This window comes from Candidatus Manganitrophus noduliformans (genome assembly GCF_012184425.1).
In the GTDB taxonomy this organism is placed as follows: domain Bacteria; phylum Nitrospirota; class Nitrospiria; order SBBL01; family Manganitrophaceae; genus Manganitrophus; species Manganitrophus noduliformans.
Genome location: NZ_VTOW01000002.1, coordinates 513,011 through 531,796 on the forward strand (window position 1 = coordinate 513,011; position 18,786 = coordinate 531,796).

Sequence of the window (18,786 nt, forward strand, 5' to 3'; positions counted from 1 at the left end):
CTTCAAGAGGGCGATATGGCTTCGACGGCGACAGGTTCCGATAAAGAGAAGACGGTCCAGAAGATGTTTTCCTCGATCGCCCGCTTTTACGATCTGAACAATACCCTTCTCTCCTTCGGCCTTCACCACCGGTGGAAGGTCCGAACCATCCAGATCGCCTCTCTGCAGACCGGAGAGCGGGTCGCCGATGTCGGCGCCGGCACCGCCGACCTTTCGATCCTCGCCGCTCACGCGGTCGGCGAAAAGGGATCGGTCATCGCGATCGACCTGAACGAGCCGATGCTCCAAATCGGCCGGCGGAAACTTTCCGCCCGGCGGCTCCGCCAAACCGCCTGCAGCCTCGGCAACGCCGAGCGGCTCCCCCTCCCCGATCGATCGGTCGATGCGGTCCTCACCGGCTTCTGCATGCGAAACGTCTCGGACCTCGACCAGGCCTTACGCGAGATCCACCGGGTCCTGAAACCGGGCGGCCGGATGGTCTGCCTGGAATTCTCGACGCCGCCGGGCCCGGCCCTTCGCAAACTGTACGACTTCTACTCCTTCACCCTCCTCCCCAAAATCGGCACCTGGGTCGCCAAAGACCACACCGGCGTCTACACCTATCTTCCGGACTCAATTCGAAAATTCCCGGACCAGGAAGGATTGAAGAAGCGGATGGAGAGTGCCGGGTTTCAACAGGTCGCCTATGAAAATCTCACCGGCGGCATTGTGGCGATTCACACCGGACGGAAGTAGCCTCGCTCCGGGCGAACGACGGCCGCATTGCATGCCGACGAAGGAGGACTGCCGGAAAACTTTACACTTTACACCGGCGGACCATCAGACTCAAATCGGAATCAACCCCGTATCGGCCTTGCCCCCATTGAAATAACCCTTTTAGTTCAACCTCTTAATTAAGGCACGGCACCGCGTTCCTCGGCGCGTCGCATCATTGAACACGATCACCGGCGGATAGGGCGCCGGATTTCTTGACAACCGCTTTCCGATACGGAGCGCCACCCCTTGCGGCCCCCGTGGAAGCGCACAAAAAATAATAATTAATTCAATAAGATATAACTCAATATCGAGATTACAAACACCCTCTCTTTACCGGCCTGGATTTTGTATGATCTATGCGAATTGCTTTCGGTAAGATGACCTGCCGAATTAAACTCAGGAGGGGCCTTGCACAGATCAATCTTCAGGAAAATTTCTACCCACTCCGCGATGGCGATCATTCTTTTGCTCGTTCTGCGAGGGAATGCCGATGCGTTTCCATGCAGCATCGGATATGTCGACGGCAGTCTGAACGGGGTGAACGACGGGAGCTATCCCTGCATCGACGGACCGTCCCAGGATAAAAACGATCAGGTGACCGATCTCAACGGAGGAAACTATTTCGGCATCAACACATGGGAATTTCTTCAGAAACAGGATACACCTGGAGATCTGTCCACCGGCGCGTTCGACCTCGGGTTGATCGTCAATCCCGACACCGGAACGACCGAAGGAACCTGGACCTTCACCAACGATCCCTGGGGAACGTACGGTCAAATCGTTATCGTCGTGAAGGATGGGAAGGCCGGGGCCCCCGCCGACGGAATTTACTGGACCGTCTATCTGGTTGACGAGGGCGATCTCAGCGGCGATTGGAACATGCCGACCCGGGACCTTTCCCACCTTTCGGTATATGGAAACAGGGGCACCGCCCAGGTCCCCGAGCCGGCGACCCTGGGCCTGCTCGGCATGGGCCTCGTCGGTCTCGGCTTGATGCGCCGCCGTCTGCTCCGCTAACAAGCCTCAAATATTTCATTGTTTGATCGGAAACCCCGCCGCTGCGCGGGGTTTCTTTTTTGCCGCACGCCCGACTCTATTCATTAGATCGTTCATATCGGCCCTGAACAAAACCTTGCCGTTCCGTTTTCGACTATGTTATCTTTGCTCCAACACGGAGCCCAATGATGCCTCGCCCCAAATCGGTTCTCTACGTTTTTCTTCCCTGTAAAAAAGTCTATCCCCTCGGCGTCACCTACCTGGCCCACTTTCTTCATCAGCACCATCCGGAAGCGCCGCAGCGGATTCTCGATCTCTCCCAAATCACCCGCCCGCAGCGGCATGCCGCCCTCCGGGAAACAATTTCCGACTTTAAACCGGACCTGATCGCTTTTTCATGGAGAGACATCCAGCTCTTCGCCCCGCATGAGGGGGACGGCTCGCTCAAATATGCCTTCGACTTCTACTATTCGATGAACCCGATCAAAAAGCTCGTCGCCTCGGTTCAGGGACTGAGGCACCTCTGGATCTACTACAGCAACCTGCGGGAGCACTTCACCTATTTGGAGCAGGTCCGCCGCGAGTTCCCGCAGGTGCAGATGACCGTCGGCGGGGGCGCTTTCTCCGTCTTCTCCGAGCCGATCATCCGGCGGCTGCCGGAGGGGATTGTCGGGATCATCGGCGAGGGGGAAGATGCCCTGCTCAACCTCTATGAAGAGAAGACGATCATGAACGACCGCTGCATCTTCCGGAAGGGAGACCAGATCATCACCGGAACGCAGAAAGAGGTCGTGAAGCTCGACAGCTCCGTTCAAGATCCCGCCTATATCGAATCGATCTTCCCGCAGTACAAGGCCTACATCGACGAGCCGATCGGCATCCAAACCAAACGCGGCTGCCCCTACGACTGCCAGTTCTGCCTCTATACCTACATCGAGGGGAAGCGGGTTTACACGCGTCCTGCGGAGAACGTCGTCGCCGAGATGAAGGCCTTCTACGACCGCTGGGGAACGCGCCGCTTCTGGTTCGCCGACGCGCAGTGGATCCCCGGATCGAAATATTATTCCCACTGCACCGAGACCCTGGAGCGGATCATCTCAAGCGGAATGAAGATCGAGTGGGGAGCCTATATTCGAACCAGCCTGATCACGAAGGAGCTGGCGGAGTTGATGGTGCGATCGGGCCTCGGCGATACCGAGGTGGCGATCACCTCCGGCTCGCAGAAGGTGCTCGATGAGTTAAAGATGGGATTCCGGCTCGACAAGCTCTATGAGGGATGCCGCCATTTGAAGGAGGCCGGCTTTACCGGAAAGATCATCTTGAACTACTCGTTGAACTCCCCCGGCGACACCGAGGAGACGCTGATGGAAAGCGTCGCTTCTTACAAAAAGATCGTCGAGATCATGGGGGAGTCCCAGGTTTATCCGGCGCTTTTCTTCCTCGGCATCCAGCCGCACACCGGCCTCGCCGACCGTCTGGTGGAAGAAGGGTATCTGCCGCGCAACTACAACCCCTTTTCGATGAACCCGCTGATGATCAAAAAGCTCCTCTACAACCCGCCGCCGCTCGGAAAGATCATCACCCGCGCCTGTCTCAAGGCGTGGGAGAATCAAAAACGAACCCCGACCGACCCCTTCGCCAAGCGGAACATCGCCTACGCCGACGACTCCCTCGCCAACATCTTCGAAGGAAACACCGGCCGCGCCGCGCTGCTGAATTTGGAGGCGGAGTTGAAGGCCCGAGGCATTCAGCCGGTCACCTCTAGAGAGTAAAGCGATGCGCTCTTCCAGAGTGATCTCTTTGTCGATCGGACTGGCTTTGCTGCTGACGCAAGGCGGATTCGCTTTCGATGAGGGTCCCTCGAAGACCGAAACCGTATCCTCCCTCTTTAAACCAGAAAACAAAAATATTGATCCAATCATTTTTGAGGAGTTATCCCGGCTCGCCAAAGATCCCGATCCTTACGTTCGTCTTGAAGCAGTCAATCAACTCAACACCTGGTATGAAGATCCGAAGGTGGCAGAAGTTCTGAGAGCGGCGGCCCACGATGATATCTGGATCGTGCGGCGTGCTCCCTTCCCCTACGGAACACCGAGAGACCTACTACTTGATGATATGGTAGATGAAGACGTGGGAATACGAGACTCTGCCGTTTTTCAGGCAGCTCGGCCTAACGACTCGCGTTTTGTTGATGCTTTCCTCGATCGGCTCTATGACCCTTATAGCAAGATCGTTTATGATTCGTTAATCGCTCTGGGGGAGTCGAACGACAAAAGAGCAATTAAACCGATCTTAGAATTCCTGCTGTCCCATCCAGAGTGGGAGTCTTCTGTCAAAATTTCCATCAAGCTTCTAACCGGCGAGCCTTTAGAAAAGGTAATGGAAGCGTATCGGTCCGAATTGAAACCGGCACCCAAGAACAAAGTAACCTTCAAGCAAAGAGAAGCCGCACCTCAGATAAAACTCCTCCAAGAGGGCAACCGGATCGAACGTGTCTCCGCGGCATTGCGTTTGGCCTGGGCCGATAAACCGGAAGCTTTAAACGCCTTGATCTGGGCACTTAAAGACAACGATTCCACCGTTCGTGCCGCAGCCGCTCAATCGCTAGGAGCGTGGCCCCTAATGGGGCGGTGGACGGAGAAAGTTCTACATGCCTTAATGGAATCAGCAATAGATTCCGATTCGATGGTACGGGAAATAAGCATGGTTGGTGTGGGACAGTTTACATACGGAGAGTATAGCGCTCCAGCGATCGAATTTCTAGAAAAGGCTGTACAGAATGAAAAAGATCCCTCTGTCAGGGCTGCGGCCGTTTACTCGTTAGGCGGGGTCAATACAACACGTTCCAGCAAAATCTTGCTTGGTTTCCTAAATGACCCATCTGCTGAAGTACGAGAACATGCGGTTCGAGGTGTCAACCTCGAATGTCTTCCGAGCGGATTGGAGCACGTAATCAAAGCACTGTATGACCCCAATCCATCGGTTCGCAGATTTGCTGCCTTTTCGGTTGGACGACCCAAAGACCGAGTGGCGGTACAACCCTTGATTGACGTCTTAATGGACTCAGATGAGATGGTCCGATTCGGTGCTGTGTCATCGTTGGGTTTCATTGGAGCCCCGGAAGCGATTCAGAAAATGAAAGAAGTCGCGGAGGCTGATCCTTCTGAAGAGGTTCGAGAAAGGGCAAGAGAAGCAATTCAAAACATTGAAAACCAACCTGCCGAAGAAAGCAAATATCCAATTGTAAACTGGCTTTTCAAACTCATCTCAAAATTGAAGCCTCTTCCGGAGCACTGTAAAGGTTAGCCGCAGTTAAAGATCACTTCCTAAACAAAGAAGGCCGAACCCAAACCGGCTCGGCCTTCATCGCTGCTGCATCCCTACTTATTTCTTCTGCTCTTTCCCTTCGTCTCGCTTCGCCAAACTTGTCCAGGTGAAGAGGACCGCTCTTCCCATGCAGGTGATGTCGAGGACAAACGGCTCCACCCGATGATGCCGAAGAAAGCGGAACTTCCGCAATGTTATCGGCGAACGAAGCTGCTTTTCAGGAAAATGGATCTCGATCGGCGAGGGGGGCTCCCATTCCCACCGCTCCGGACTTCTCCGTCTGATTTTAGACAACGCGTCGTTTGCCCTTCTCTTTTCAGAGGGGATCATTCCCCAACTGTTCTTCTCCTGGAAAGCGCTGCTTAGTCTTTCCCGCCGATTTTTTTCTTCTTCACGTAGGCCCAGAGGACCTTCGTCATCTCCGCCGGGCTGATCGGCTTTTTCCCGAAAACCGTTTCCAACGATTCGGTCGCGCCGTTGAAGTTAACCGAATACCCGCCGAACGCTTTCTTCTTTCCTGCCGTCTTTGTCGCCATTCGATGGCCTCCTTGGGTTATTAAGCTACGGGTCAAAAGCGATTGTTCACTTGTATATTACACTTCACGAACCTTCGTGCCAAGAGGGTGACTTGAATGGACCGCCTCAAGCAGACACGTAGACCTGGACTGAACACCAACTCTGAGTTCTTAATAACATCGCGAATAGCCGCAAAAATGGCACTTCTCGCACCCTTCCGCGAATTCCAGCTCGCAGCCGCAATCGGGGCAGGGGAAGGCGATCTTCTTCTCCTGAACGATCTCCTCCTCGATGACCGCCGCTTGCGCGACCTGGGCGATCGGGTCGGGATAACGCTTCTCGGGAACTTTGTTCTCGAACGCCTGGTTGAAGATCTTGGCGACCGCGTCGGAGCAGGAGAGGACCTTCTCCTTGCCGAGACCGAACGGCTTGTCGCAGCGAATCCCGATCAACTGCTTGACGATATCCCGCGGCGTCACGCCGGCCCGAAGACAGAGCGAGATCAGACGGCCGATCGCCTCGTTGAACGACCCTTCGCAGCCTCCCGCTTTACCCATCGTCGCGAACGCCTCGAACGGCAGCCCCTTCTCGTCTTGATTGACCGTCAGGTAGAGATCGCCGCAGGAAGTTCGCTTCCGCGTCGTCGTTCCGATCATCATCTCCGGCCGGGGACGAGGCGCAATCACCTTCAACGGCTGATCGGGCTGAAGGAGAGGCGCATCGGTGGCGATCGCCGCTTCCGCCTTTTTGGTCTCCCCCTTTTTCGACTCCCCGACGTTCATCACCTGATCGGGACGGGCGCCGTCGCGGTAGACCGTGATCCCCTTGCAGCCGAGTTTAAAAGCCAACAGATACGCCTCCTTCACCTCTTTGGAGGTGGCGTGCGACGGGAGGTTGATCGTCTTGCTGACGGCGGAGTCGGACGACTCCTGGAACGCCGCCTGCATCCGGACATGCCACTCGGGCGAGATGCCGTGCGAGGTGACGAAGACCCGCTGCCAATAACCGGGAACTTGATCGATCCCGTGAACCGAGCCGTGGTTCTTGATGATTTTTTCGAGCAGATCTTCGCTCCAGAAGCCCTCGCGCTTGGCGACCTCGATGAAGTAGTCGAGGACATACGGAAGATGATCCCCCCCCATGACGTTCTTATACCAGATCAACGAGAATTCCGGCTCGCAGCCGCCGGAGGTGTCGGCGATCATCGAGATCGTCCCGGTCGGCGCCACCGTCGTCACGTAAGAGTTGCGAATCCGTTCTCCCCGTTTTTGGTGCAGCGATCCCTGCCAGAATTTATAGGTCCCCCGCTTCTCGGCAAGGCGGCCCGACTCATCGTAGCCGATCTTGCGGATAAAGCCCATGACCTTCCGGGCGGTCTCGATCCCTTCATCGGAGTTGTAGGGAATCTCGAGCTTGAAGAGCATCCGGGCGAAGCCCATCACCCCGAGACCGATCTTCCGGTTCGACTTGGTGATCTCTTCGATCTGCTGGATCGGGTAGCGGTTCATGTCGATGACGTTGTCGAGGAAATGGATCGAGGTCCGGATGCTTTTCTCCAGCTTCTTCCAATCGATCTGATACCGGCCGTCAATCTCGACAAGATGCTGCTCCAGATTGATGCTCCCGAGGTTGCAGCTCTCGTACGGCAAGAGCGGCTGCTCGCCGCAAGGATTGGTCGCTTCCATGTCGGAGATATGCGGGGTCGGGTTGGTCCGGTTGGTCACGTCGATGAAGAAAAGCCCCGGCTCGCCGGTGGCGCAGGCCTGCTCGGCGATTTTGTCCATGACCATCCGCGCGGAAATTTTCCGGACCACCTGCTTGCTGCGGGGCGAGATCAGCTCGTACTCCTCGTCCTTCTCGAAGGCTTCCATAAACCGATCGGTGATCGCGACCGAGATGTTGAAGTTGATGATCTGGCTGGTGTCGGCCTTGCACCCGATGAACTCGAGAATGTCGGGATGGTCGACCCGCAAGATCCCCATGTTCGCGCCCCGACGGGTCCCCCCCTGCTTGACGGCCTCTGTGGCATGGTTGAAGACCTTCATGAAGGAGACCGGTCCGGACGCGACACCGCCGGTGGAGCGGACGACGTCGTCTTTGGGACGAAGACGGGAAAACGAAAAGCCGGTCCCGCCGCCGGTCTTGTGAATGATCGCCGCCTGTTTGACCGTCTCGAAGATCGACTCCATCGAGTCTTCGACCGGCAACACGAAGCAGGCGGAGAGCTGCTGCAGGTCGCGGCCGGCATTCATGAGGGTGGGGGAGTTCGGCAAGAACCGAAGCGACGCCATCAGGTCATAGAAATCTTCTTCCACGGCGCCGAGATTCGCGCTCGGATCGTACTGCCGGTCCGCCTCGGCGATATTTCGCGCAACCCGCCGAAAGAGCGCATCGGGGGCCTCGATGACTTTTCCTTCCTGATCCTTGGCCAGGTACCGCTTCTCTAAAACGCGCAACGCATTCGGGGAGAGATTCAGCGTTGAACTGGAATCCGCTCCGCTCTGCTTCTCACCTGCCTTTCCGATTTGCTCAGTCATCTCCATAGATCGATCTCCTCACAGCTTTAAGGTCAACAATAAATTCAGATTGAATAGTGCCTGGGGATTTTGCGGAAAAGAGGGTTTCTCACAACCAAAAACCGAAAGATCAACATTGTTGTGACATGATCAATCGTAGGAGAAAGCCAATTTTTTGTCAAGGGGAAAAATACAAGATATAGCGGGATGGGAATCCGCAGCAACAACATATTGTGGAATTGCTGGAGATAACCTGTGGATAAGGTGTGGAGAGAGCGGCTATTCTACCTTAAAATAAAGGAGTTCCATCGGATTACCCCTTCGGATGATGGCCCGGACGATTTTTCGGGTGTTTTGAACCTTCCCCTCGGCGGTGATGGAGAAAAAATTGCTTTTGGTATCGATTCCGGAGGTGGTGCCGGCGGTGGTGAACCGGGTCTTTACATCGGCCGGCACACTGTCGATAAATTTCTGCTTGTTCTCATAAGGGCGATTCTCAATCAGGCGGCCCGCAATCGACTCATCGATTCCCCCCTCGAAATCCAAACTTTGTATAATCAGCGAATCGGCGGTGTTTACATTGATGAGGCCGTCGCCGTAGACGGTGAGGTAAGGGGAGATTTTGCGGTAGACGTCGTCGGTGATCCCCCAGACCATATGAAGCTCCTCCAACGTGTCGAAGCGGGCATTTTTGGCGGAGTAAGGGGGATCGAGACGGCGGTAGCTCTCATCCTCGGCGCCGTAGGCCGAAATCGGCTCGCTGTCGATATCGACCCAGTCGACGATCGGATCGGCCAGCTCCGGGTCGAGCTGGAGCAGCTCGAAGAGCCGCCGGAGTTGCTTGTGCCTCGTCTTCTGTACGGTGGCCGTGGTTTTTCCGTTATTGTCCACCAGGCTGTTGAGGTTGAACTTTCCCGTCTCGTCGGTGATGGAGCCGGAGAGGACCCCGTCTCCCAGGGGATACTCCGGAACAGGATAGGCCCAGAGCTCATCGAGGCCGTCGTAGCGGTTGCTGAAGCGCAAATCCTCTTTCAGAATCGCCTCGCCGGCCGAGACCGCCGAGCGGGCGAGGTAGAAAGCTTTCAAGTCGTCGCGGAAATTCCCGGCGGCGCGCAGATCGGCCCGGACCTGAAAGTCGAGCTCCAGGATCAGGACGGTGAGAAGCAGGACCACCAGGAGGCTCAACAGCAGGGCGAATCCCCCCTCGTTTTTCAATAATTTGTTGTGCCCTTGCACCGCTTCTGCTATACTCCCGCCCATGAAAAACGTCTTTCTCTCTTTCTTTCTACTCACTTTGCTCTCTCTGACAACCGGCTGCGGCGAAGGGGATTCGGGGGTCATCGTGAGGGCGACCACCGAGACGCCGGGGGTCGCCCCGGTCGAAAAACCGCTCCAAGCGGTCACCGGGGACAACGACGCCTTCCCTGACATAAAACTGACGCCGAGCAGCTTTACCGTCGCCTTCACCCACGTCCGTCTTATTGAGGCAACCGATCTCGACACAGACCCCATCCAGACCCACACCGTCTTCGAGCGCGATCCTTCCGATCCGATCGAAATCTCCCTCACAACCGGAGAAGTCGAAGAGGTCGAAGAGAGCAATCGCGAGCCGCAGGCGAGAACCTACAATCTGATCGAATACGGGGTCCGCTACTTCGAGATGACGATCCCCCTCTGCGAGGCCGACGACGACTGCGAAAACCGCCGGGTCCGATACTATCTCACCACCGATGCGCTCGCTGACCCCGTTCTCAACTTCACACCGCAAGCCCGGGAAATCCTGATCTCACGAAGCCCGACCGGCGACCTCTTCAGCTGGATCTACCCCGAATTGGGGCTTCCCCTCTCCCTCAACGAGTTCCCGATTACCGGCCAGCGACCGCCCGAGGTCTACCAGGTTCCGCTGGGGGTTTTTCCTGCGACCGGTCCGAGTCCGATCTTCAGACAGCCCCTCTCGCCGCCGCTGGAGGTTGAGGAGAATCCGGATGAAGTCTTCGTCTTCACCCTCCGATTCGACCTCACCGACCTCTTCTTCTTCGACAATACCGATGGGGAGACCGAACCGGTCCGCTTCAACGCCCGCGTCGACAATCTCGATCTTTCACGGGATGGCAAGATCCTCAACGGATGTGCCAGTCCGCCCATCTGCACGGCCGACTTCTGGCCCGGCCTCCCGGACGTGACCGTTACCGTCGAGCGGGAAGAGCGGGACTAAGCCTTCGCCTCAAGCGCAACCTTACGACGACATTCTCTCATACGACGACACCAGGAAGGTCACGTCCATCAGCGACGGATCGGAGAAGCGGGTTTTCATCGAAAGCCGCTTGATCCGGACCGGAAAGGGGGCGTTTTCGACCGCGGCCAGGAAGGGGACGATTCGGGCGAGGGTGACATTCTCCACCTTCACCTCCACCGGGATCTCCCGGTAGGGATCGTGAGCCTGCGGGGAGAGAGGGCGGATGTAGGCGATGTTCGGCCGGATCTGGTTTTTCGCGGCGGTCTCCTCCAGGAAAGAGAGGGGGGAGAACTGGTTGGTCGTCGGGAGACGCCGTTCGATCTCCTGGATTCCCTGCGAGACGGTGAGGTACTCCCCCTTCAGGGCGGCGAACTCGCGCGCCTCTTTTTCTTTCTGGGGAATCAGGCGGTCGAGGATCTCCATCCGCTCCCAAAGCGGGCCGACCAGCACAAAATAAAAAATCAGGAGAAAAGCGATCACTCCCCCTCCCCCCAAGACCCATTTCTCGCGGGGAGAAAGCCGCATCAAGAACTGATCGACCCCTTTACGAACTCCGCTTCCGTTCATCTTTCTTTCCTTCCATCATCGTCAGCTGAATCCGAAAGCCGACCTTGGATTGATCGGCCGAGATCTTGGCGTCGCTGACGTTCACCTCTTCAAAATGCCCCACCTTCATCAGCCCCCCCCGGATCCGATCGACCGAATCGTACGAGTCGGTCTGCGCCTCGATCCGGATCTTGTCTCCGTCGATGACCAGCTCGGTGACGTCGATCCGCACCTCGGTCGGGATTCCGGCGGTCACCACCTTCAACACCTCGAGCGGGCTCTCCTCGCCGACCCCCAGAAAGTCGCCGCTCCGCTTCCGCTCGTTGATCGCGGCGCGGGTCTGCTCCACCTCATTCGCGACATTCTTCGTCTGCGGGAAGGTCTTCGTGAACTCGGACCGAAGCTCCTGCTTGAGCGCCTGAAACTTCTTTTCCTTCTGATGATAGTGCAGATAAAAATCTCCCCCCATCAATCCTAGGAGGAGGAGGGAGACCAGCCCGACCGACGCCAGCCGGTGCCGCCGCTCGATCGACTCCTTGCCGAAGACGAACTCTCCCTGTCGAAAATTAATCTGCGTCCCCTGCGCCGGCGACAAGGCGAGGCCGAGCGCTTCGGCATACCGCGGCAGGGCGGTCGAGAAATGGGCCGTATCCAGGCCCGCAATCGGCGGCGATCCGCTCAACGTTTCCGGCGTCATCTGAAAGTGCTGTGCGATCAGCTCTTTCAGTCCCCGCCACTGTCCCCCTCCGCCGCAGAGATAGAATCCGCTGCGCGACTCCCCGTTCGCCCCTCCCGTCAATGAAAGGCTCTTCTCGATCTCGACCAACCAGGAGGAGACCCGCTTCTGAACCGCCTCTCCGGCCTCGGTTCGGGGAGGGACGCTCAGGTCGACCTCGCTCTTCCGCTTCTCGGCCTCCTCCCACGAAAGCCCCAGATCCTGCTGAAGGGCCTCCGTAAAATCGTCCGACCCGATCGGAATCGTCCGGACCCATCGCAATCGCGGCGAAGTCTGCTTCGCCGCGACCGAGAGACCGCAGAGGACGGTCTTGGAAGCGCCGAGGTCGATCAGCAGATGTTCCGACCGCTCTTCCCCGGCGGCGGCGCCCCGCTTTTTCTCGCCGTTGGAGGGTTGGGTCATCTGCTGGTAGAAGGTATAAAGAGAGAGGGCATCGACGCCGACCCACGCCGGGTCGATGCCGACCGACTGCAGCGCGCTCAAATATCGGCGCAGCACCCCTTTCGGAACCGCGGAGACCAACAGATGCGACGATTCGGCCGGCTCCGCCTTTCCCGGCTCGGCCGCGCCCCGGATCTGAAGATCCCGGGCCGCCCCCTGTGGAAGGAGTTGGTAGTCGATCACGATCTCCTCCAGATCGAACGGGAGCTGTCCTTCGACCTCGAAGGGGACCACCTGGCGAAGACGCTTCGGATCGGTGAACGGAACGGTGATCTCCCGCGTCGAAACGAGGTGGCCCGGCAGGGCGATGGCGGTCATCTCGCCCGGCTTGATCTTCCCCTCCGAACGAAGCCGGCGGAGCGCCTCGATCTGCGCTTCATCAGGGAGGTCCCCTCGCCCCCGCTCACCCTGCCGCTCCACCTTCCGCTCGAAGGCATCGACGAGACGAAGCCCCCGCAGGGTCCGCGCAATCCGAACCCCCTTGATGACCGATCGTCCAATATCTAGTCCGAGAATAATTTGAGCCATATCTTAAAACCACATTTTCATTTATAACGCAAACGGCCTGCCGTTCACCGAGATCTGCGGTTGGCCGATCGATCCCTTCAACCCCAGGAGCAGCGGCTCGCGTCCCGAATACCCCTGGATGAAGAGCGAGGCCATCTGCTGAAGACTCCCCTTGGGGGTCGCCTTAAAACTGAGCGAAAGGAGACTTCCCTCCAACGGCTCTCGGAGAACCAGATTCCCTCCGTCGCTCGTCAGATCGACCTCATTTCCCTGGGCGGCGAATCGCTCCACCACCAGCATGCCGTTACGAAGATTGATCTTACCACGAATGTTTGAAAAGGACACCTCCCCGATCGGGACCATCCACTGCCCCACCTGCTTCAACTGAACGCTGTTGATCGTGAAGGTGAGGCTCCCTTTCGCCTTCGACAGATCGGGCCCGACCCCGCTCCCCTCCCCCTGCAAATCGAGAAGTCCCGAGAGGCCCAGCCGGCTCAGGTTGAGCTTCTGTCCCTCGCTCTTGAAAGAGAGGGAGAGCCCTTCCCGCGTTTGGACCGCCGTCGCATGGCCGACGATTTCCCCTTCGGCGATCCCGACCCGATAATCGATTTCTCCCCGCCGATTGAAGAGAAGGGGCAACGGGGCGACCGCCGCATCGAGCGATTGGATCTTCCACTGAGGAACCGGCCCCGCCGGGCAATCGACCTGAATCTCCCGCCAGGACAAGCGCAGCGGGAAAAAGATCCCCCGCTTTCCGACCGCCATCGTGCAGCCGCTTTCCGACTGGATCGCCGCGATCAGGCGCGACTCGAGCAGACCGAAGGGAAAGGTCAGATAGAGAAAGAAAAGGAGCATCAGAAGGCCGAAGAAGGCATACCCCAGTCCGACCGCCCATTTTCTTTTCTGATTTTTAATCCAATCGAACATCGTCTGCTACGACCTTCTCGCCATCGGAAGATCGACCGTTGTTTTAAAACGAAGGCCCTCCTTACCGCGGCCCCGGAGGATCAATTCGATCTCCACCGCCAAAGGGAGCTCCTTGGTATTTTCAGAATCCCAGCGATCGACCCAATTCTTATCGGCCCGATTGAGATAGCGGAAATTGATTCCGAGGACCTCTTCCCCGATCTCGTTCCGGATCACCCGCTCGTTCGCCAGGGCCGCCTCATGCATCAGGAACTCCTCTTCAAGGCCGTAGGAGATCAACGCCCAATCCGATTCGGGGGCGTCCCGCAAGGTTCGCCCGTGGGAGACGGCGGTGAACCGGATCAAGTCGTCCGGGTAATCTGTCCCATCGATCGTTCGGGTCCGATCTTCTCCCAAAAAAAGAAACGACTTCGTCACCGCCGATCCTGGAGGGAGTTGCGGACTCGTCGGTTGTCCCGGAATCGGTTTCGTCTGATAGATCATGCTGAGATCTTTCGCCAGATGATAAAAACCGAGCCGCGCCAGGCGGTAAGAATCGGCCTGCTCCTCCAGCTGCTCCGAAACCCGGTAAGTCGCATTAAACGACCCGTACACCAGGGTGAAAAGAACCGCCAGAATCGCGAGCGAGACGAGGATTTCCAGGAGGGTGAAACCGCCGGAAGCCCCGCGCCTTCCACCTTCCGCCTCCCCCCTCCCGCTTTCTCCAATCACGTTAACCTCTCGCATTGAATAAAAACGTGGTGAACCGGACGCTCTCCTCCCGCTTCCCCTCTTTCCAGAGGACCTCCAGATTCAATTCCCTGACCACCTCATACGGGGTCTGTTTCACCTCTTCCTTCCATTTATAGTTGGGGTATTCCTCGCCGAAATCCCCTTCCCGCGCCCCCAGTTCGGGAAATCCGGCGAAAGTGATCTCCGAGATCCGCTGGCGCGCCAGCAGCGTCGCCTCGGTGATATGGCCGGCGTAGGAAGAGAGGGCGATGTCCCGGTTGCGAAGCCCCAGCAACACCGTGAGCGCGATCGCCAACACCGCCAACGAAACCATGATCTCGATGAGGGTGAAGCCAGAATTTCGCATCCGCGCCGTAGGGGCGAGGCGTGCCTCGCCCCTACCTTTGTGAGATTTGAACATCGACATACTCATCCATCACCTTCACCCGGCCGGTCAGGGGATTGACGACCAGGGTCCACTGCCGCTCCCCTTGCTTCAGATGAATCCAGACCTTCTCCACCCCCACCGGGAAGAACTGCATGAAGGCCTCCCCCTCGTTCACCTTTCCCTGCGCCGGGGTCACGACATCTTCGAAAGAGATCTCTTTCGGAAGGACCCGCCGCCGGGTCATCGGATCGGTCGCTTCGACGAACTCGCCGTTTTCCCCCAACACCGCCGCCCAATAAGCGCCATTTTCAAGATTGAAGTAGAGCCGGTAGGTCTGCTTGGTCGTGGAGGATTCTTGGGCGAGATGCTGGATCAACCCGGCGAAGTGGCGCGCCGTCCGCTTCAGATCGGCCGCGCCGAACGAGGAAACCCGGGGAAAAACAAAGAGCGCCGTCACGCTGAGGATAAAGACGACCAGCATCAATTCGAGGAGGGTGAAGCCTGATGAAGATCCGCGAGGCGTGAGGCGTGAAGCGTGAGGGGTAAGCCCTTTTAATCTTTCTCGCCTCACGCCGAACGCCGCACCCCTCCTGTAATTCAGCACCTTCATTATTCCATGTTCCAGCTCTCGATGTCGGCGCTTTTTCCTTCTCCCCCCCCTTCGCCGTCGGCGCCGTAGGAGAGGAGATCGAAATCGCCGTGGGTCCCGGGGCTGACGTAGACATATTGATTTCCCCAGGGATCGGCCGGAATCTTCGGAAGGTACCCCCCCTCCCGCCAGTTTTTCGGGATCTCGCCGACGCTCGGCTTGTTCACCAGCGCATCGAGCCCCTGTTCGGTGCTCGGATAGTCGCCGTTGTCGAGCTTGTACATCTGAAGGCCCTCTTCGATACTCTTGATCTGGACCTTCGCCGCCACCCGCCGCGCCTCATCGGTCCGCCCGACCAGCTTCGGGACGACCAATACCGACAGGATCGCCAAGATCGTGATGACGACCATGATTTCAATCAGTGTAAAACCGGCCTGCGCCTGTCGGCTCAACCGAACGAGCCGCCCCAAAACCCCATTTCGAGCGCTGTATTGCTTCATGTCCCTCCTAATTTGAACGTAGAGACGTCCCGGCGGGACGTCTCTACTCTGCATTCCGACTATTTTACGATTTGAGATACCTCGAAGATCGGCAGCAAAATCGCCAGGACGATAAAAAGAACGACCCCCCCCATGCCCAGGATCATCAATGGTGCGAGGAGCGACGTCATCCCGGTCACCACCGTCTCCACCTCGTTGTCGTACGCCTCGGAGACCTTCTGCAGCATCCCTTCGAGCTCGCCGCTCTTCTCCCCGATGGCAATCATATGGGTCACCAGCGGGGGAAAAAGGCCGCTTCTCTTGAGCGGCTCGGCGATGCTCTGCCCCTCCCGGATATTGCCGCGGGCCCCCTGGATCGCCTCCTCAAGGACCTTGTTTCCGACCACCTGCTGGACGATCTCCAGCGCCGTCAACAGCGGAACGCCGCTCGCCAGCAGGGTCGCCAGCGTCCGGGTGAACCGGGAGATGGCGACCATCTTCGCCACCCTTCCGGCCAGCGGGATTCTCAAAAGAAGCCGGTCATACTGCTCCCTTCCCCGCGGCGTTTGGATATGCCGCCGGTAGATCATTCCGCCGAGGACGCCGGCTCCGATCAAGAGCCATCCGTAACCGCGCAGGAAATCGCTCAGCGCGAGGAGGATCACCGTCGGGAGGGGAAGCGCCTGGTTCAAATCGGCGAAGATCGCCGTCACCTTCGGAACGACGAACGAGATCAGGAAAATCAAGATCGCGCCGCTGACGAACAACATCAAGACCGGGTAGGTCAAGATCGAGAAGAGCTTGTTCCGAAGCCGAACCTGGCTCTCCAGATAATCGGCCAGCCGGACCAAGATCCGGTCGAGCGTTCCGCTCGCCTCCCCCGCCCGGACCATCTGCCGATAGAGCACCGAGAAGACCTTCGGATGGCGCGTCAGGGCATCGGCGAGCGAGGCCCCTTCCTTCACCCCCTCCCGGACGTCGATCCAGATCTTCTTCGCCGCCGGCTTCTCGACCTGTTCGGTCAGCGCCCCCAGCGCTTCCATCAGGGAGATCCCCGCCCCCAGCAGCGTCGAGAGCTGGCGGGTCATCACCGCCGTCTCGGCCAGCGTCATCCCCTCCGAGAAGAGGGTGACCGGTTTCGACAGCCCGGTCGGCGCCGCTTGCTGCGTCTGGGTAATCTCCACCGGAAAAATCCCGCTTTTGCGCAGCTTCGCCCGCGCCACCTTGGGGCTGTCGGCATCGACAATCCCCGCCTTGCTCTTCCCCTCTACATCGAGTCCTTTGTATTCGTAAATGGCCATGTCAAATGTGATGCGGGGCAGAGACGTCCCGCCGGGACGTCTCTACAGTCCGACATTAAAATATTTCCTCCTGCGTCACCCTCAATACCTCCTCCGTCGTCGTCATCCCGGACAGGATTCTCCGCGCGCCGTCCTCCCTTAAAGTGAGCATCCCCTTGCCGACCGCTTTCGCTTTGATCCGGGACGAATCGACTTTGGAGAGAATCAGGTTTCGAATCTCGTCGTCGAGGACGAGGATCTCGTAGATGCCGGACCGGCCGCGGTAACCGGTGTTGATGCAGTGGGCGCACCCCTTCCCCCGATAAAAGACCAGGTTGGGCGGCGCCTGTTTGATTCCGAGCTTTCCCAATTCCTCGGGGGTGGGGCGATAGGAGACGCGGCACTCGGGACAGATCTGCCGGACCAGCCGCTGCGCGACGATCGCGACGACCGAGGAGGAGACGAGGAACGGCTCGATCCCCATGTCGAGAAGACGGGTGATCGCGCCTGCCGAATCGTTGGTGTGAAGGGTCGAGAAGACGAGATGCCCGGTGAGCGAGGCTTGGATGGCGATTTCGGCGGTTTCGGTGTCGCGGATTTCCCCCACCATGATGACATCGGGGTCTTGCCGGAGGATCGATCGAAGCCCGCTGGCAAAGGTGAGCTGGATCTTCGGATTCACCTGGATCTGCCCGATCCCCTTGAGCTGATATTCGATCGGGTCTTCGATCGTGATGATGTTTTTGTCGGGCGAGTTGATTTTGCTGAGCCCGGCATAAAGGGTCGTCGTCTTGCCGCTCCCGGTCGGTCCGGTCACGAGGATGATTCCGTGGGCCATCTGGATCAGCTGGTCCATCGTCGCCAGCCCACTGGGAGAGAGGCCGATATCTTCCAGGTTCAGAAGGATGCTCGTCTTATCGAGGAGACGCAAAACCAACCGTTCGCCGTGCGCCGTGGGGACGTCGGAGACGCGGATGTCGATCTCCCGGCCCCCGATCTTCAGCCCGATCCGCCCGTCCTGCGGCAGCCGCTTCTCGGCGATGTTCATCCCCGCCATGATCTTGATCCGGGAGATCAGCGACGACTGCAGCCGCTTCGGCGGCGCGAGGATGTTGTAGAGAACCCCGTCGATCCGGTAGCGGATGGCGATCTCCTTCTCGAACGGCTCGAAGTGAATGTCGGAGGCGCGCTGCTGCACCGCCTGGAAGAGAACCGAGTTGACCAGGCGGATCATCGGCGCTTCATCGCTCGCGTCGAGAAGATCTTCCGGCTCCGCCAGCTCCTCCGCCAAGGCGCTCAGGCTCTCCCCCTCGGCCAGATCGGAGATCGCCTGCTCTGCGCCGACGGTGGCCCGCTCGTAAACATAGTTGATGCTGCTGACGACCACCCGGGAGGGAACGGCGATCACCTCGATCGGCTCCCCCAAAAGCAGCCGCAGGTCGTCGAGAGGGGAGAGATTGAGCGGATTGGAGGCGGCGACCTGAATGATCTTTCCCGCCCGCTTGAAGGGAAGAAGTTCATAACGCTTCGCGAAGGAGATCGGAACCTTCTCCGAAAGGGGGAGATCGATTTCTTTGGGGTCAAGGGAGGCGCGGTAGGGCAATTGCCATTGTTGGGAGAGGGCCTCCAGGACGGCCTCCTCGGCGAGGACCTTCGACCGGACCAGGATCTCTCCGATCTTGCCCCCCTGCTCTTTTTGAAGGCGAAGCCCCTCTTCGAGCTGTGCGGGGGTCAACCCGTGTTTTTCGATCAAAATCTGCCCGATGAGCGGGCGTTTCGGCTGTGCCATGATTCGCTATCCGTTATTTGTTAATCGTTATTCGTTATTCGGTTTC

Annotated in this window: 18 protein-coding genes; 5 read left to right on the forward strand and 13 right to left on the reverse strand. The window is 58.2% G+C overall.

The window, feature by feature from the left end:
• Positions 1 to 15 precede the first annotated feature (15 nt).
• From mpqE to MNODULE_RS11715, 4 genes are all read left to right on the forward strand, one after another.
• On the forward strand, positions 16 to 735 hold the full coding sequence (gene mpqE / locus MNODULE_RS11700; RefSeq protein WP_168059970.1) for a methyl-plastoquinone biosynthesis methyltransferase MpqE: 720 nt from the start codon (positions 16 to 18) through the stop codon (positions 733 to 735).
• Positions 736 to 1,164: 429 nt separating this feature from the next.
• Positions 1,165 to 1,773, forward strand: coding sequence for a PEP-CTERM sorting domain-containing protein (locus MNODULE_RS11705; RefSeq protein ID WP_168059972.1), 609 nt, complete (start codon positions 1,165 to 1,167; stop codon positions 1,771 to 1,773).
• Positions 1,774 to 1,937: 164 nt separating this feature from the next.
• Positions 1,938 to 3,524, forward strand: a complete 1,587-nt coding sequence (locus MNODULE_RS11710) for a B12-binding domain-containing radical SAM protein (protein WP_238339455.1) — start codon at positions 1,938 to 1,940, stop codon at positions 3,522 to 3,524.
• A gap of 4 nt (positions 3,525 to 3,528) precedes the next feature.
• Positions 3,529 to 5,058, forward strand: coding sequence for a HEAT repeat domain-containing protein (locus tag MNODULE_RS11715; RefSeq protein ID WP_168059974.1), 1,530 nt, complete (start codon positions 3,529 to 3,531; stop codon positions 5,056 to 5,058).
• A gap of 78 nt (positions 5,059 to 5,136) precedes the next feature.
• On the opposite strand, the gene MNODULE_RS11720 is transcribed toward MNODULE_RS11715, so the two are convergent.
• The 4 genes from MNODULE_RS11720 to gspK all read right to left on the reverse strand — a co-directional run bounded on the left by MNODULE_RS11720 (position 5,137) and on the right by gspK (position 9,515).
• Positions 5,137 to 5,409: a hypothetical protein gene (locus MNODULE_RS11720; protein WP_168059976.1), complete on the reverse strand. Its 273-nt coding sequence runs from the start codon at positions 5,407 to 5,409 to the stop codon at positions 5,137 to 5,139.
• A 32-nt stretch (positions 5,410 to 5,441) separates the two neighbouring features.
• On the reverse strand, positions 5,442 to 5,615 hold the full coding sequence (locus MNODULE_RS11725; protein WP_168059978.1) for an SWIB-MDM2 domain-containing protein: 174 nt from the start codon (positions 5,613 to 5,615) through the stop codon (positions 5,442 to 5,444).
• 150 nt (positions 5,616 to 5,765) lie between these two features.
• Positions 5,766 to 8,072 carry a vitamin B12-dependent ribonucleotide reductase gene (locus MNODULE_RS11730; protein WP_168061135.1) on the reverse strand — a complete coding sequence of 769 codons (2,307 nt, stop codon included), beginning with the start codon at positions 8,070 to 8,072 and terminating at the stop codon, positions 5,766 to 5,768.
• Positions 8,073 to 8,390: 318 nt separating this feature from the next.
• Positions 8,391 to 9,515, reverse strand: coding sequence for a type II secretion system minor pseudopilin GspK (gspK, locus tag MNODULE_RS11735; protein ID WP_320412472.1), 1,125 nt, complete (start codon positions 9,513 to 9,515; stop codon positions 8,391 to 8,393).
• Here gspK and MNODULE_RS11740 point away from each other — a divergent pair.
• Entirely contained in the window at positions 9,454 to 10,326 is an 873-nt protein-coding gene (locus tag MNODULE_RS11740; protein ID WP_168059982.1) for a hypothetical protein, read from the forward strand. The two genes, gspK and MNODULE_RS11740, sit on opposite strands and share 62 nt — an antisense overlap.
• Positions 10,327 to 10,347: 21 nt before the next feature.
• On the opposite strand, the gene gspM is transcribed toward MNODULE_RS11740, so the two are convergent.
• The 9 genes from gspM to gspE are packed head-to-tail and all read right to left on the reverse strand — an operon-like array spanning position 10,348 to position 18,740.
• Positions 10,348 to 10,914, reverse strand: a complete 567-nt coding sequence (gene gspM / locus MNODULE_RS11745) for a type II secretion system protein GspM (RefSeq protein WP_168059984.1) — start codon at positions 10,912 to 10,914, stop codon at positions 10,348 to 10,350.
• Entirely contained in the window at positions 10,892 to 12,598 is a 1,707-nt protein-coding gene (gene pilM, locus MNODULE_RS11750) for a pilus assembly protein PilM (RefSeq protein ID WP_168059986.1), read from the reverse strand. The genes gspM and pilM overlap by 23 nt, the downstream gene beginning before the upstream one ends.
• A 21-nt stretch (positions 12,599 to 12,619) precedes the next feature.
• A complete protein-coding gene (gene gspN, locus MNODULE_RS11755) occupies positions 12,620 to 13,504 on the reverse strand; it encodes a type II secretion system protein GspN (protein ID WP_168059988.1) in 885 nt (294 codons plus the stop codon).
• Between the two features lie 6 nt (positions 13,505 to 13,510).
• Entirely contained in the window at positions 13,511 to 14,215 is a 705-nt protein-coding gene (locus MNODULE_RS11760; protein WP_168059990.1) for a type II secretion system protein GspJ, read from the reverse strand.
• A 1-nt stretch (position 14,216) separates the two neighbouring features.
• On the reverse strand, positions 14,217 to 14,582 hold the full coding sequence (locus tag MNODULE_RS11765) for a prepilin-type N-terminal cleavage/methylation domain-containing protein (RefSeq protein WP_168059992.1): 366 nt from the start codon (positions 14,580 to 14,582) through the stop codon (positions 14,217 to 14,219).
• Between the two features lie 31 nt (positions 14,583 to 14,613).
• Positions 14,614 to 15,213 carry a pilus assembly FimT family protein gene (locus tag MNODULE_RS11770; RefSeq protein ID WP_168059994.1) on the reverse strand — a complete coding sequence of 200 codons (600 nt, stop codon included), beginning with the start codon at positions 15,211 to 15,213 and terminating at the stop codon, positions 14,614 to 14,616.
• Complete coding sequence (gene gspG / locus MNODULE_RS11775; RefSeq protein WP_168059996.1) at positions 15,213 to 15,692, reverse strand: type II secretion system major pseudopilin GspG; 480 nt, start codon at positions 15,690 to 15,692, stop codon at positions 15,213 to 15,215. The genes MNODULE_RS11770 and gspG overlap by 1 nt, the downstream gene beginning before the upstream one ends.
• A gap of 59 nt (positions 15,693 to 15,751) precedes the next feature.
• Complete coding sequence (gspF, locus tag MNODULE_RS11780) at positions 15,752 to 16,972, reverse strand: type II secretion system inner membrane protein GspF (RefSeq protein ID WP_168059998.1); 1,221 nt, start codon at positions 16,970 to 16,972, stop codon at positions 15,752 to 15,754.
• Positions 16,973 to 17,027: 55 nt separating this feature from the next.
• A complete protein-coding gene (gspE, locus tag MNODULE_RS11785; protein ID WP_168060000.1) occupies positions 17,028 to 18,740 on the reverse strand; it encodes a type II secretion system ATPase GspE in 1,713 nt (570 codons plus the stop codon).
• Positions 18,741 to 18,786: the final 46 nt, after the last annotated feature.